Raw genomic sequence first — 13,253 nt, 5'->3', positions numbered from 1 at the left:
TCAGGCCGCCATCGTGGTGTCCGGCCGGGCGGCGAGCATGCGCTCGAGGGCCACCCGTGCGGGCTCGGCGACCTCGGCCGGCACGCTCACCTGGTTGTAGACCTCGCCGCGCACCAGACCCTCCAGCACCCAGGCCAGGTAGCCGGGGTGGATGCGGTACATCGTCGAGCACGGGCACACGACCGAGTCGAGGCAGAAGATCGTGTGCTGGGGGAACTGCGCGGCGAGTCGCTGGACGAGGTTGATCTCGGTGCCGATCGCGAAGGTCGAGCCGGCGGGCGCCGCCTGGATGGCCTTCACGATGTAGTCCGTCGAGCCGTACTCGTCCGCGGCGTCGACCACGTCCATCGGGCACTCGGGGTGCACGATCACGCGCACACCGGGGAACTCGGCGCGCGCGCTCTCGATCTGGCCGACCGTGAACCGCTTGTGCACCGAGCAGAAGCCGTGCCAGAGGATGACGCGGGCGTCCTGCAGGGTCTGCTCGTCCGTCCCGCCCCAGGCCTTGCGCGGGTTCCAGAGCGGCATCTGCTCCAGCGGCACGCCCATCGCCTTGGCTGTATTGCGGCCGAGGTGCTGGTCCGGGAAGAAGAGGACGCGCTGGCCGCGCTCGAACGCCCACTCCAGCACGGTGGCTGCGTTGGACGAGGTGCAGACGATGCCGCCGTGCTCGCCGCAGAACGCCTTGAGCGCCGCCGACGAGTTCATGTACGTCACCGGGATGACCGGGGCGCGCCCCGCGGCGTCCGGCTCGGTGCCGTACAGCTCCTCGAGCTGCTCCCAGCACTCCTGCACCGAGTCGAGGTCGGCCATGTCGGCCATCGAGCAGCCGGCGGCGAGGTTCGGGAGGATGACGCGCTGGTCGGGCCGCGACACGATGTCCGCCGTCTCGGCCATGAAGTGCACGCCGCAGAAGACGATGGCCTCGGCCTCCGGGCGCGCCTTGGCGGCGTTGGCGAGCTGGAACGAGTCGCCCACGAAGTCCGCGAACTGCACGACCTCGTCGCGCTGGTAGAAGTGGCCCATCACGGCGACGCGGTCGCCGAGCGCGGCCTTGGCGTCGAGGATGCGCGTGTGCAGCTCGTCGGCGCTCGCCGTGCGGTACTCCTCGGGAAGCTCGCCCTGGCGCGGGGTGAACGCCGGGATGGGGTCGGCCATGGAGGCGCCGGGACCGTACGAGGGCGGTGCGGCGTCGAAGTTCCACGGCGCCTCCACGAGGTCGGGGGTGCAGGTCGCGCCGTCCAGCTCTCCGCTGGCGATGAGCTGGATGGTCGTGTCGACCGAGGCGATCGTGGTCATTTCTCTCCTCCGAATGGGTGCTGCTGGCGCGGCAGGGGGCCCGCGTCGGCGAGGTCGATCGAGTCGTTGTACCGGTACAGGCGCGGCGGCCGGTGGGGCGTGCCGGTGAGGTACTCGTCCGTCGCGACCACGGCCCCGGAGGCCTCGATGGTGCGGCGGAAGTTGGCGGGGTCCAGGGCACGGCCGAGCACGGCCTCGTGCACCTCCCGCAGCTGGGCGAGGGTGAAGCGCTCGCCGAGGAAGGCGTGGGCGATGCGGGAGTACTCCATCTTCGTGTGGAGGCGCCAGAGCGCGTACTCGACGATCAGCTGGTGGTCGAAGGCGAGCGGCGGGAGGTCGTCGGCGGGGAACCAGCGGACGTTCTCGCCCACGCTCGCGCGCTCGGCCTCGTCGGAGCGGACCAGCGCCCAGTAGACGATCGAGACGACGCGGTCGCCGGCAGGGGAGCGGGAGGTGTCGCCGAACGCGTACAGCTGCTCCAGGTAGCGCGGGGTCAGCCCGGTGGTGTCGTTAAGGGTCCGGGCGGCGGCGTAGGCGAGGTCCTCTTCTCCACGCAGCGGGCCGCCCGGCAGGGCCCACCGGCCCTCGAACGGCTCGCGGATGCGGCGGACGAGAGGGAGCCAGACCTGCGGCAGGCCGCCGGTCTCGTCGTCCTTGCGCAGGGCGAAGATCACCGTCGAGACGGCGAGGATCGCGCTCGCTCTCGTGTGCTCCGTCGTCATGGCCGCTCCCGGCTGGTGGGTGATGCCCTAAAAGTCATCGTGACTCTAACCTGCGTTCATCTTAGTGTCATGACGACCAGAACGCCAAGTCGGGGGCGACCGGGTATGCTGACCTCGATCAACTGAACACAGGGCCGACGAGGTCGATGCGGGAGAGTCGCACGCGTGCGTGCGACACCGAAGGAGCAATCCTCCCCGACAATCTCTCAGGTACGCGTACCGCATCGGACTGGCCACTCTGAAAAGCAGGACGGCGACCGCCGTCCTCGCCCAAGGTGAAAATCGGCGACGCCCGCGACGGGCGGCGCCGGTGAAGCTCTCAGGCCGGATGACAGAGGGGGAGTTCTTCCCGGAGCGGGCGACCGCTCCGACAGCCCCCGGCCGACGGCCGGCGATCGGAGAACTCATGACCTCGCAGGACGGCGCCCCGCAGCAGAGCGGACGCCTCTCTCCCCTTCACGACGCGCACGCCGCCGCCGGTGCCTCGTTCACCGACTTCGCCGGCTGGCAGATGCCGGTGCGCTACTCCAGCGATCTGGCCGAGCACCACGCCGTGCGCACCGCCGCCGGGCTCTTCGATCTCTCGCACATGGGCGAGATCGTCCTGATCGGACCGGAGGCCGGAGTCGCCCTCGACTACGCGCTCGCCGGCAAGCTGTCGAGCCTCGCCATCGACCAGGCGAAGTACTCCCTTCTGCTCTCCCGGGCCGGCGGCATCGTCGACGACCTGGTCGTCTACCGCACGGGCGACGACCGCTACATGGTCGTCGCCAACGCGGGCAACCGCGAGGTGGTCGCCGAGGAGCTCCGCGACCGCACCTCCCCGTTCGACGTCGAGGTCTACGACGAGAGCGACGACATCGCGCTCATCGCCGTGCAGGGCCCGGCGAGCCTCTCCATCCTCCTCGCCACACCGGGCTTCAGCGTCGAGGACGGCGACATCGGCGAGCGCCTCGCCGCGCTGAAGTACTACTGGAGCATCCCCGCCGAGTTCGAGGGCCACCAGGTGCTCATCGCGCGCACCGGCTACACCGGCGAGGACGGCTTCGAGCTCTACCTCGCCCCCGACGAGGCCGGCACCCTCTGGGACGCACTGCTGGAGGCCGGAGCCGAGCAGGGCCTCGTCCCGGCCGGTCTCGCCAGCCGCGACACCCTGCGCCTGGAGGCCGGGATGCCGCTGTACGGACACGAGCTCGGCCTCGACACGAAGCCCGCCTCCGCCGGCCTCGGCCGCGTCGTCAACCTCGCCAAGGACACGGACTTCGTCGGCCGCGCCGCCAGCGAGGACGGCCCGCACCCCGAGGCGCGCGTGCTCGTCGGGCTCATGGGGGAGGGCAAGCGCGCCGCGCGGGCCGGCTACCCCGTCGTGGTCCCCGCCGCCGACGGCGCGGACGAGGTGGTCGGCGTCGTCACCTCCGGCGCCCTCTCGCCGACCGTCGGCGTCCCCATCGCGATGGCGTACGTCGACCCGCGCCTCGCCCGCCCCGGCACCGAGCTGCACGTCGACGTGCGCGGCAGCCGCCTCCCGTTCACCGTCACCGCCCTCCCCTTCTACAGCAGAAAGAAGCATTGACCATGGCCGCAGAGCAGGACCTCAAGTACACCGCCGAGCACGAGTGGCTGCTCGTCGAGGGCGACGTCGCGACCGTGGGCATCACCGCCTACGCGGCCGAGAAGCTGGGCGATGTCGTATTCGTCGAGCTGCCCGCCGTCGGCAGCACGGTGGCCGCGGGCCGCGTGGTCGGCGAGATCGAGTCCACCAAGTCGGTCGGCGAGCTGTTCGCACCGGTCGACGGCACGGTCGCCGCGGTGAACGACGCCGTCGTCGACGCCCCCGAGCTGGTCAACAGCGACCCGTTCGGCGAGGGCTGGCTCGTGAAGGTCTCCTTCACCGAGCTCCCCACCCTGCTCAGCTACGACGAGTACACCGCCCTCACGGGCGAGTGAGGCGAACCCCCGCACATGACTGAACTCTTCCAGGCGCGTCACATCGGCACCGACGACGACGCGCAGCGCACCATGCTGTCCGCCGTCGGGGACGCCCACTCCCGCGCGTACGCGTCCGTCGAGGAGGTCGTCGCGGCGGCCGTGCCCGCGGGCATCCGTGTCGACCCGGCGTACCGTCCGGCCCTGCCGGCGCCCGCGAGCGAGCGGGCCGCGCTCCGCGAGCTGCGCGCGATCGCGTCCCGCAACACGGTCAACCGCTCGCTGATCGGCCTCGGCTACTACGGCACGCTCACGCCGGCCGTGATCAAGCGCAACGTCCTCGAGAACCCGGGCTGGTACACGGCGTACACGCCCTACCAGCCGGAGATCTCGCAGGGCCGCCTGGAGGCTCTGATCAACTTCCAGACGATGGTCGCCGACCTGACCGGGCTCGACACCGCCAACGCGTCGATGCTCGACGAGGGCACGGCCGTCGTCGAGGGGATGCTGCTGGCGCGCCGCGCCTCCAAGGCCGCGTCGTCGCGGTTCGTCGTGGACGCGGACATCTTCCCGCAGACCCTCGCGCTGCTCCGCAACCGTGCGGAGGCGGTCGGCATCGAGCTGATCGTGCGCGACCTGGCCGCGACCCCGGCCGACGCCCCGGAGCTGGCCGACGCCTTCGGCCTGTTCGTGCAGTACCCGGGCGCCTCCGGTCGCGTGTGGGACCCTTCCGGCGTCATCGCGGCTGCGAAGGCCGGGGGAGCGGTCGTCGTGGCCGCCGCCGACCTGCTGGCGCTGACCCAGCTGCGGTCGCCCGGTGAGCTGGGCGCCGACGTCGCCGTCGGCACCAGCCAGCGCTTCGGCGTCCCGATGGGCTTCGGCGGTCCGCACGCCGGTTACATGGCCGTGCGCTCCGGCCTGGAGCGCCAGCTGCCCGGCCGGCTCGTCGGCGTCTCACAGGACGCCGTGGGCAAGCCGGCCTACCGCCTGACCCTGCAGACGCGCGAGCAGCACATCCGGCGCGAGAAGGCCACGTCCAACATCTGCACCGCGCAGGTGCTGCTGGCCGTCATGGCGGCCATGTACGCCGTCTACCACGGCCCGCAGGGGCTGCGCGCGATCGGGCGCCAGGTGCACCTGACCACCGCTGCGGTCGCGGACCTCCTGCGCGCGTCCGGCGTGGACGTCGTCTCGAACTCCTACTTCGACACCCTCCAGGTCGCCGTCGACGACGCCGCGGGCGTCGTCGAGCGCGCCCACGCGCACGGGCTGCTGCTGCACGCCACCGACGCGGGTCTCGTCTCGCTCAGCGTGGACGAGGAGGTCGCCGCCGACCTCCGCGACGGCGACTTCCCGCTCGCCGACCTGGTCGAGGTGCTCGGCGGGACCGTCGACAGCGCGCCCGAGCTCAGCCTCCCCGCCGAGGCGTCGTTCGACGGAGCCCTCGCCCGCACGTCCGCGTACCTCACGCACCCGGTGTTCAACACACATCATTCCGAGACGGCGATGATGCGCTACCTGCGTCAGCTGCAGGATCGCGACTACGCGCTCGACCGCGGCATGATCCCGCTCGGCTCGTGCACGATGAAGCTCAACGCCGCCACGGAGATGGAGGCCGTCACCTGGCCCGAGTTCGCCGCCCTCCACCCGTTCGCCCCCGCGGCGGACGTGCAGGGCTCGCTGGCGCTCATCGACCAGCTGGAGGCGTGGCTCGCCGACGTCACGGGGTACGACACCGTCTCGCTGCAGCCGAACGCGGGTAGCCAGGGCGAGCTCGCCGGACTGCTGGCGATCCGCGGCTACCACCGCTCGCGCGGCGACGGTCAGCGCACCGTCTGCCTCATCCCGCAGAGCGCCCACGGCACCAACGCGGCCTCGGCCGTGCTCGCCGGCATGCGCGTCGTCGTCGTGGCGACGGACGACCTCGGCAACGTCGATCTCGACGACCTGCGGGCCAAGATCGCGGAGCACGCCGAGACGCTCGCCGCGCTCATGATCACGTACCCGTCGACGCACGGCGTCTACGAGCACGAGGTCGTCGCGATCACCAGTGCCGTGCACGACGCCGGGGGACAGGTCTACGTCGACGGCGCCAACCTCAACGCGCTGCTCGGCTACGCCCGGTTCGGTGACTTCGGCGGCGACGTCAGCCACCTGAACCTGCACAAGACCTTCTGCATCCCGCACGGCGGCGGGGGTCCGGGCGTCGGCCCGGTCGCGGCCAAGGCGCACCTCGCGCCGTTCCTCCCCGGTCACCCGCTCGCTCAGGACGACACCCACGTGCTCGCGACCGGGGGACGCGTCGAGCACGGCGGCGGCCCGGTCTCGGCGGCCCCGTACGGCAGCCCGAGCATCCTCCCGATCAGCTGGGCGTACGTGCGGATGATGGGCGCGGAGGGCCTGCGCGACGCCACCGGCGCCGCCGTGCTCGCCGCCAACTACGTCGCCGCCCGCCTGCGCGAGCACTTCCCGGTGCTCTACTCGGGCGACGCGGGCCTCGTCGCGCACGAGTGCATCCTCGACCTGCGCCCGCTCACCGAGCGCACGGGCGTCACGGTGGACGACGTGGCCAAGCGCCTCGTCGACTACGGCTTCCACGCACCGACGATGTCGTTCCCCGTCGCCGGCACCCTGATGGTGGAGCCGACCGAGAGCGAGGACCTCGCCGAGCTCGACCGGTTCGTCACCGCGATGATCGCGATCAAGGCGGAGGCCGACGCGGTCGCCGCCGGCGCCTGGCCCGTCGACGACAACCCGCTGCGAGGCGCACCGCACACGGCCGAGTCCGTCGTCGCCGCCGATTGGAGCCACCCGTACACGCGCGAGCAGGCGGTCTACCCGGTGCCCGGGCTGGTCCGCGGCAAGTACTGGCCGCCGGTGCGCCGGATCGACCAGGCCTACGGCGACCGCAACCTGTTCTGCGCCTGCCCGCCGCCGGAGGCCTTCTCCTGAGCCCTGCTTGCTGTTGACCGAGTGCGGTCTCCCGGTACATCCGCCGTCGTTCGACGCGGCGCAGTCGTACCGGGGGACCGCACTCGCGGTTTCACGCGAAGATGGACGGCCACCAGGCGACGGCGAGCGGATACCCGACGAACGACACGATGTCGATGACGACGTGCGCGACCACGAGGGGCATCGTGCGGCCCCAGCGCGTGTAGCACCAGCCGAACACCACTCCCATGATCGCGTTGCCGATGAAGGGCCCGAAGCCCTGGTACAGGTGGTAGCTGCCGCGCAGCACCGCGGCCCCGACGATGATCGACCAGCGGCCCCAGCCGAGCTGCCTCAGACGCGTGAAGAGGTAGCCGACGACGATGACCTCCTCCTGGAGGCCCGCCCGCAGCGCCGCGAGGATCAGCACCGGGACCGTCCACCAGTGCGTGGTCAGCGACGAGGCCTCCACCGTCACCGTGATCCCGAGCAGCCGGGTGAGGGCGAAGAACAGGATGCCCGGGATGCCGATCACCAGGAACAGCAGGCCGCCGCGCCCCAGATCGCCCCACGGGCGGGTCGCGTCGAGGCCGATCCGCCGGAAGCCGCTGCGCGCCGGCTGCCAGAGCAGGAAGATCGCCAGAGCCACCGCGAAGAGCGGGAACAGGTTGCCGAGCACCTGGTAGAGGAAGTCGAACAGCTCGCGGCTCGACTGCGACGGGTTGACCTGCGCGACCTGATCGGCGAGCGCCTGCGAGCGCGTGCTCTTGTCGATGATGTCGACGATCGAGTAGATCGCGGACTGGCCCAGGGAGAGCCCCAGGACGATCGCGATCTCCCACCACAGCCGGGCCCGTCCGGTGCGCTCGACGGGCACCTCGCCGGACCAGGTCGGTTCACTGCTCATATGTGCATCCTGCCAGGCGCCGGCCGCAGGGGTGTACGGCTGTCTCGAAGCGTCCGGACGACCGCGAATCCAGTGGAAGCGCTTGAAATCCTGCGCAGGACGACGCATTCCGGGCGTTTTCGAGCATAGTGCGCAACAATCCGCCGACTGAGTTACCACTGTGTAACGTTTCCGGGCCTCATTTTGCATTGGCGGCGTGCGCTACCTAGGGTCATTCTTATCGAGCGCGGACCGGGCACTCTCGCATGCCTGTGCCGCGCACACTTCGCACAGGAGGAACATTGCACACCAAGGGAAGAAAGGTCAGGTTCGCGGTCAGCGCGGTCGCCATCGCCGGCGTCGCTGCGCTCGCCCTCTCCGCCTGCACCACGTCCGGCAGCACGGGCGGCTCGTCCGCTGCCAAGGGCGGCACCGTGACGGTCGCTGTCGTGAACGACTTGACCTCGCTCAACTCGCAGACCCCCCAGGGCAACCTGGACACCAACGGCCAGGTCGGCTACCTCGACGGCTCGTACGGATCCGGTTTCCAGTACATCGACAACAACTACAAGATCGTCCACGACAACTCGTACGGCACGTTCGAGAAGACCTCGGACGACCCGCTGACGGTCAAGTACACCCTTCCCAAGGACGCCAAGTGGTCCGACGGCGAGCCGGTGACCGCCGATGACATGGTCCTCGGCTGGGCCATGCAGTCCGGTTACTACGACTCGGCGACGCTCGACCCCAACAGCGGCGAGGTCACGGCCGGGACCCAGTACTTCACCCCCGCCGCCGGTACCGCCGGCATCGACCAGACGTCGTACCCGACCGTGGGCGACGACAACCGGTCGATCACCCTCAAGTACGCGAAGCCCTTCGTGGACTGGGAGCTCTTCAACCCGATCGCGCAGCCCGCGCACATCGTGGCCAAGAAGGCGGGCCTCTCCTCGGCCGCCGACCTGACGAAGCTCCTCAAGGGCCTGCCGAAGGGCGACCCGGCCAGCCCGGCCGCTCCCGACGCGACGCTGAAGAAGGCCGCGGACTTCGTGAACACGGGCTACGACATCACCGCGTTCCCGACCGACAAGGACCTCCTGGTCTCGTCCGGTCCGTTCGTCGTCTCCAGCTGGACCCCCGGTCAGTCGATCACGATGACCAAGAACAAGTACTACTGGGGCGACAACAAGGGCAACGTCGACAAGATCGTCTTCCGCATCATCCCGGACGCGAACGCCCAGGTCACCGCTCTCCAGAACGGTGAGGTCGACATCATCAACCCGCAGGCCTCGGCCGACACCCTCACCGCGCTGAAGAACACCAGCGCGAAGGTGCTGACCGGCGACCAGGCGTCGTACGACCACCTCGACCTCAACTTCGGCTCGCCGACGTTCTCCGACCCGAAGGTCCGTGAGGCGTTCCTCAAGACGATCCCGCGTCAGCAGATCCTCGACTCGATCGTGACCCCGGTGAACCCGAAGGCCAAGGTCCTCAACTCGCAGATCTGGCTGCCGAACCAGTCGCAGTACGCGGACGCCGAGAAGAACAACGGCTCCAGCGCGTACGACAAGGTCGACATCGACGGCGCCAAGGCGCTGCTCGCCGGCGCGACCCCGACGGTCCGCATCCTGTACAACACGAACAACCCGAACCGTGTCGACGAGTTCCAGGCCATCCAGGCGTCCGCCGCGAAGGCCGGCTTCAAGATCGTCGACGCCGGCTCCCCGGACTGGAGCACGCTCCTCCCGGGCGGCGACTACGACGCTTCGCTCTTCGGCTGGATCAGCCCGGGTGCAGGCACGTCGCAGATCCCGCAGCTGTTCACCACCGGTGGCGGCGGTAACTACAACCGTTACAACGCGATGAACGACGTGGCCGTCCAGACCCAGACCACCCTGGACAAGGACGAGCTCACCAAGCTCGAGCTGAAGATCGACACGGCGACGTTCAAGGACGGCTACGGCCTGCCCCTGTTCCAGCTGCCCGGCGTCTTCGGCGTCAACGCTCGCGTCGACGGCGTGAAGTTCATGGGCAACCAGACCGGTCCGTTCTGGAACTTCTGGGAGTGGTCGGTCAAGTCCTCCTCGAAGTAACACCATTGGCAGAGAGAGTGCCCGGGTGAACCCCGGGCACTCTCCTGCGGCGGGGCGTCGGCTTCCGGGTCGGCGCCCCGTATCATGTAGTCGGTGGACGCGATCCGTCCCCCCTTCGTAAACGCGCTTAGGCGAGCTGGGCCCGCCGCCACCCCGTCGGGCGCGTCCTGTCAGTAAAGGTTCTCAACCTATGGCGAGTTTCATCCTGAGACGACTATTGGTCTCGGTGCTCATCATCATCGCCGCCTCGTTCCTGATGTACATGCTGGTGGCATACAGTGTCGACCCGCTCCAGGACCTCCGAAGCAGCAATTCCCCGAACAAGACCCAGCTCATCGCGGCGCGAGTCCAGCTCCTGCAGCTCGACGTCGTCCCGCCGCTGCGCTGGCTGCTCTGGCTGGGCGGGGCCGCGAAGTGCCTCATCCCGTTCGCCAACCAGTGCGACCTCGGTGCCACGATCTCCAACGCGAAGGTCGTCGACATCCTGCCGCAGGCACTCGGTTCGACGATCCAGCTCGTGACCGTCGCCCTCGTGCTGGCGATCCTCCTCGGTGTGACGATCGGTATCGTCACGGCCCTCCGGCAGTACAGCGGACTCGACAACGTCGTCACGTTCCTCAGCTTCTTCCTGTACTCCCTCCCGGCCTTCCTCGTCGCCGTGCTCCTCAAGGAGTTCGTCGCGATCGGCTTCAACAACTTCCTGGTGCATCCGGTGATCCCGTGGTGGGTGGCGGTGATCATCGGCATCGTCGCCGGGTTCATCTGGCAGTCGCTCATCGGCGGTGACCGGCGCAGGAGGCTGCTGACCTTCGTGATCTCCGGCGTGGCCACGGCCGGCGTGCTGCTCCTGATGTCCGCGTTCAACTGGTTCCTGGAGCCGGGCCTCGGTCCGGTGGTGATGATCCTGCTGGTCGCGGCGGTCGTCATCGGCACGACCGCGCTGATCTCGGGCCTGCAGAGCCGTCGCGCGCTGATCTCGGCGTCCATCGCCGGCGCGATCTCGCTCGTCTGCTACTTCGCGCTGCAGGGGCTGTTCTCGGTCTCGACGCCGGCGACGATCTTCATCCTCGCGGTGGTCGCCATCATCGTGAGCGTCGCGATCGGTTGGTTCGTGGGCGGGTACGACCGCGGCCAGAACATCCGCATCGCCGTGATCGTCACCATCGTCTCCGGGTTCCTGATCCTCGTCGACCGCTTCATGCAGGCGTGGCCGCAGTACTTCCAGGACACCAACGGTCGTCCGATCGCGACGGTCGGCTCGTCGACGCCCGGTCTCGGCGGCGACATGTGGGAGTCGGGCCTCGACACGTTCACGCACCTGCTGCTCCCGACGATCGCCCTGCTGCTGATCTCGTTCGCGTCGTACACCCGCTACTCGCGGGCCGGCATGCTCGAGGTCCTCAACCAGGACTTCATCCGCACCGCGCGTGCCAAGGGACTGCCGGAGCGCACGGTCATCGTGCGCCACGCGTTCCGCAACATGCTCATCCCGATCACGACCCTCGTGGCCTTCGACGTCGGCGCGCTGCTCGGTGGCGCGATCATCACGGAGAAGGTGTTCGCGATCCCGGGTATGGGCTCGATCTTCGCGGCCGGCCTGAGCCGCGGAGACCTCAACCCCGTGATGGCGTACTTCCTGGTGATCGCGGCCATGGCCATCCTGTTCAACTTCCTCGCGGACCTCGCATACGCCGCACTCGACCCGAGAGTGAGGGTCCGATAAATGTCTGCTCCTGAATCCCGTATCGCCGACGAGCTCGAGGCTCCCAGCAGCCCGCCCGTCAGCCAGGGCAAGCTGATCTGGAAGCGGTTCCTGTCCAACAAGATCGCCGTCGGCAGCGCCATCCTGTTCATCCTGATCGTGATCTTCTCGATCTCCGCCATCGGCATCGGCCCGATCCACGGCTGGTGGAAGTACAGCTACACCGAGCTGAACGACCAGGTCTCACAGGGCAACCCCTCTGCCGAGCACCCGTTCGGTCAGGACCGCATCGGCAAGGACTACTTCGCTCTCACCATGCGCGGTGTGCAGAACTCCGTGCTCGTGATGGTCGTGCTCGGCCTCATCGCGAGCGTCGTGGGCGTCGTGGTCGGCGCGATCGCCGGCTACTTCCGCGGCATCGTCGACGCGATCCTGATGCGCATCACCGATGTGTTCATCGTGATCCCGGCGCTGGTCATCGGCTCCGTCGTCGGACACGCCTTCGGCGGTCTCGGCGCGTTCTTCCTCGCGCTGATGCTCGGCTTCTTCTCCTGGATGGGCATCGCCCGACTGGTCCGCGGCGAGTTCCTCTCGCTGCGCGAACGCGAGTTCGTCGAGGCGGCCCGTGTGGCCGGCGCGTCGGACATGCGGATCATCTTCAAGCACATCCTGCCGAACGCCATCGGCGTGGTCATCGTCTCGTCGACGCTGATCATGGCCTCCGCCATCCTGCTCGAGACGGCGCTGTCGTTCCTCGGCTACGGCATCAAGGCGCCCGACGTGTCGCTCGGTCTGCTGATCAGCTCGAACCAGTCGGCCTTCCAGACCCGGCCGTGGCTGTTCTGGTGGCCCGGTGCGTTCATCGTGACGCTCGCGCTGCTGGTCAACTTCGTCGGCGACGGCCTGCGCGACGCCTTCGACCCGCGCCACCGCCGGTTCAACCTCCGCAAGATGCGCGAGGAGGAGCCGGAGCCGGGTGAAGGCGGCGACGGCCAGTCGAAGACGGGCGCCGCCCTCGCGGAGGACGTGCTGTGACCACCCGCTTCGCCGCCGTGCTCCCGGCCTTCTCAGGCCAGGAGCAGGGCGGCGACCGCGCCGGCCGCCAGCAGCACGACGCCGACCAGCGTCGCGACGTGCCAGCGGCTCGTCACGGGCGTCTCGTCGGCGCGGCCGGGTTCGATCGCGCCCGAGGCCTGCTGCTCCGCCCAGCGGCGGCGCACGACCTCGGCCGCGGCGCCGGACTCGGTCGACAGCAGGTCGCCGGGGCGGCGGACGCTCGCCTCGACGCTGGGCTTGCCGACGCGACCCCTGGTCTCCTCACGGGTGGCGCGCAGCGTCCTGCTCGTGCCGGGAGCCGGCGCGGACCACACCGGGATCTTCTTCCCGGGCGTGTACAGGGTCAGCGCGTACTTCGTGTCGACGTGGATGAGCGCCTCCCACGGGATGCGGACGGTCCGCGTCACGTTGACGACGGTCAGCCCCTCGCGGTCGACGACGAAGAGCGGACGCCACAGCATCGCCCAGCCGATCAGCGCGAACAGCGCGCCCGGCACGATGTAGAGCAGTCGCGCGTCGTGGACGCTCAGCAGCAGTCCGACGGTCAGGACGGCGGCAGCCGCCCAGATCAGGACGGCAAGGACCCGGTTGAACCGGGAGACGAAAACCTCGCGGTCGGGGGAGGGGACGTAGGGCAT

10 protein-coding genes and 2 riboswitches are annotated in these 13,253 nt (G+C 69.4%); of the genes, 6 read left to right on the top strand and 4 right to left on the bottom strand.

What is annotated here, in order from left to right; translation table 11 throughout:
• Together nadA and FHX33_RS08300 are read right to left on the bottom strand one after the other, a co-directional pair.
• The gene (nadA, locus tag FHX33_RS08305; protein ID WP_420870874.1) at positions 1–1,290 is read right to left on the bottom strand and encodes a quinolinate synthase NadA; all 1,290 of its coding nucleotides are present in this window, start codon (positions 1,288–1,290) and stop codon (positions 1–3) included.
• Between the two features lie 5 nt (positions 1,291–1,295).
• Positions 1,296–2,021, bottom strand: coding sequence for an NUDIX hydrolase (locus tag FHX33_RS08300; RefSeq protein ID WP_021765033.1), 726 nt, complete (start codon positions 2,019–2,021; stop codon positions 1,296–1,298).
• Between the two features lie 139 nt (positions 2,022–2,160).
• Positions 2,161–2,253, top strand: a riboswitch (glycine riboswitch).
• Position 2,254: 1 nt separating this feature from the next.
• Positions 2,255–2,365, top strand: a riboswitch (glycine riboswitch).
• A gap of 62 nt (positions 2,366–2,427) precedes the next feature.
• On the opposite strand from FHX33_RS08300, the gene gcvT reads away from it, so the two are divergent.
• The 3 genes from gcvT to gcvP are packed head-to-tail and all read left to right on the top strand — an operon-like array spanning position 2,428 to position 6,899.
• Positions 2,428–3,594: a glycine cleavage system aminomethyltransferase GcvT gene (gcvT, locus tag FHX33_RS08295; protein WP_183428331.1), complete on the top strand. Its 1,167-nt coding sequence runs from the start codon at positions 2,428–2,430 to the stop codon at positions 3,592–3,594.
• Positions 3,595–3,596: 2 nt separating this feature from the next.
• Entirely contained in the window at positions 3,597–3,968 is a 372-nt protein-coding gene (gcvH, locus tag FHX33_RS08290; protein WP_021764747.1) for a glycine cleavage system protein GcvH, read from the top strand.
• A 15-nt stretch (positions 3,969–3,983) separates the two neighbouring features.
• The gene (gcvP, locus tag FHX33_RS08285) at positions 3,984–6,899 is read left to right on the top strand and encodes an aminomethyl-transferring glycine dehydrogenase (RefSeq protein WP_183428330.1); all 2,916 of its coding nucleotides are present in this window, start codon (positions 3,984–3,986) and stop codon (positions 6,897–6,899) included.
• Positions 6,900–6,990: 91 nt separating this feature from the next.
• Here gcvP and FHX33_RS08280 read toward each other — a convergent pair whose 3' ends face one another.
• Positions 6,991–7,785, bottom strand: coding sequence for a CPBP family intramembrane glutamic endopeptidase (locus FHX33_RS08280; protein ID WP_021760059.1), 795 nt, complete (start codon positions 7,783–7,785; stop codon positions 6,991–6,993).
• A 281-nt stretch (positions 7,786–8,066) separates the two neighbouring features.
• Here FHX33_RS08280 and FHX33_RS08275 point away from each other — a divergent pair, with 281 nt between their 5' ends.
• The 3 genes from FHX33_RS08275 to FHX33_RS08265 all read left to right on the top strand — a co-directional run bounded on the left by FHX33_RS08275 (position 8,067) and on the right by FHX33_RS08265 (position 12,594).
• The gene (locus tag FHX33_RS08275) at positions 8,067–9,857 is read left to right on the top strand and encodes an ABC transporter family substrate-binding protein (RefSeq protein WP_021760063.1); all 1,791 of its coding nucleotides are present in this window, start codon (positions 8,067–8,069) and stop codon (positions 9,855–9,857) included.
• Between the two features lie 190 nt (positions 9,858–10,047).
• A complete protein-coding gene (locus tag FHX33_RS08270; RefSeq protein ID WP_021760065.1) occupies positions 10,048–11,580 on the top strand; it encodes an ABC transporter permease in 1,533 nt (510 codons plus the stop codon).
• Complete coding sequence (locus FHX33_RS08265; RefSeq protein ID WP_021760067.1) at positions 11,581–12,594, top strand: ABC transporter permease; 1,014 nt, start codon at positions 11,581–11,583, stop codon at positions 12,592–12,594.
• 32 nt (positions 12,595–12,626) lie between these two features.
• On the opposite strand, the gene FHX33_RS08260 is transcribed toward FHX33_RS08265, so the two are convergent.
• The gene (locus tag FHX33_RS08260) at positions 12,627–13,253 is read right to left on the bottom strand and encodes a PH domain-containing protein (RefSeq protein WP_179701840.1); all 627 of its coding nucleotides are present in this window, start codon (positions 13,251–13,253) and stop codon (positions 12,627–12,629) included.

Origin of the sequence: Leifsonia aquatica, from assembly GCF_014190775.1 — a bacterium.
GTDB lineage: Bacteria > Actinomycetota > Actinomycetes > Actinomycetales > Microbacteriaceae > Leifsonia > Leifsonia aquatica.
This window is presented reverse-complemented; position numbering and strand designations above follow the sequence as displayed.

Excerpts from the sequence above, each read along its gene's own strand:
- FHX33_RS08300 (WP_021765033.1), bottom strand. The coding sequence starts at position 2,021 with ATGACGACGGAGCACACGAGAGCGAGCGCGATCCTCGCCGTCTCGACG.
- gcvT (WP_183428331.1), top strand. The coding sequence starts at position 2,428 with ATGACCTCGCAGGACGGCGCCCCGCAGCAGAGCGGACGCCTCTCTCCC.
- gcvH (WP_021764747.1), top strand. The coding sequence starts at position 3,597 with ATGGCCGCAGAGCAGGACCTCAAGTACACCGCCGAGCACGAGTGGCTG.
- gcvP (WP_183428330.1), top strand. The coding sequence starts at position 3,984 with ATGACTGAACTCTTCCAGGCGCGTCACATCGGCACCGACGACGACGCG.
- FHX33_RS08280 (WP_021760059.1), bottom strand. The coding sequence starts at position 7,785 with ATGAGCAGTGAACCGACCTGGTCCGGCGAGGTGCCCGTCGAGCGCACC.
- FHX33_RS08270 (WP_021760065.1), top strand. The coding sequence starts at position 10,048 with ATGGCGAGTTTCATCCTGAGACGACTATTGGTCTCGGTGCTCATCATC.
- FHX33_RS08265 (WP_021760067.1), top strand. The coding sequence starts at position 11,581 with ATGTCTGCTCCTGAATCCCGTATCGCCGACGAGCTCGAGGCTCCCAGC.
- FHX33_RS08260 (WP_179701840.1), bottom strand. The coding sequence starts at position 13,253 with ATGCCCTACGTCCCCTCCCCCGACCGCGAGGTTTTCGTCTCCCGGTTC.